Genomic DNA, 720 nt, shown 5'->3' on the forward strand with positions numbered 1-720 from the left:
TGCACTTTTATGTTTGTTGTTTATGGCGCCGATCGTATTGGCTTATCATACATCAGAGTGGGTGCAGCAATCTGCGGACAAATGGGCGGTTGTACCGCTCCAAAATGCGGTCGGGGGCTTGCCGTCATGGCTGGGCGCGGCATTGGCGGGGAACTATGGCCTGTTATCCCTTGGCATTTACTCGTTTGTTTGGGCGTTTCCTGTCGTTTTGTTTATGTCTATAGCGAATGCGGCAGCGGATGATTCGGGTTTAAAGGACCGGATCGTCGATTCATTGGACCCGCTGATGCGGAAGATCGGTCTGAACGGCCGTGATTTAGTTCCGCTTTTGACCGGATTTGGCTGCAATGTCGTGGCCGTTCAGCAGACGCGGTCATGCAGCATGTGTACGAGAAAGCGCTGTGTATCGTTTATTTCTTTCGGATCAGCGTGCAGCTACCAAATCGGTGCGACGCTGTCGATTTTTCATGCTGCGGGAAGGGAGTGGCTGTTTATTCCTTACCTCGCTGTTCTTGTTGCCGCAGCGGCCGTTCATAACCGGATATGGTATCGCATCGATCAGAAATGGGCCGCTTACTTCGAGCGACGGCAAACGTTTTTGCAGAAGCCGTCCTGGAAAGGGATCGTCTTTCGAGTAAAAGAAGTGCTTCAGCAATTTATCTTTCAGGCGATGCCGATCTTTCTCATCATTTGCCTGGCGGCGACCGTATTGAATGAACT

Annotated in this window: 1 protein-coding gene; it reads left to right on the forward strand. The window is 51.4% G+C overall.

The genetic code is table 11. The annotated features are described in order from the left end of the window. Window positions 1–22: 22 nt before the first annotated feature. On the forward strand, window positions 23–720 hold a 698-nt coding region (locus ACWHAR_RS26955), incomplete at its 3' end, for a nucleoside recognition domain-containing protein (protein ID WP_452088415.1).

It is taken from the genome of Bacillus sp. LR--39 (assembly GCF_053613335.1).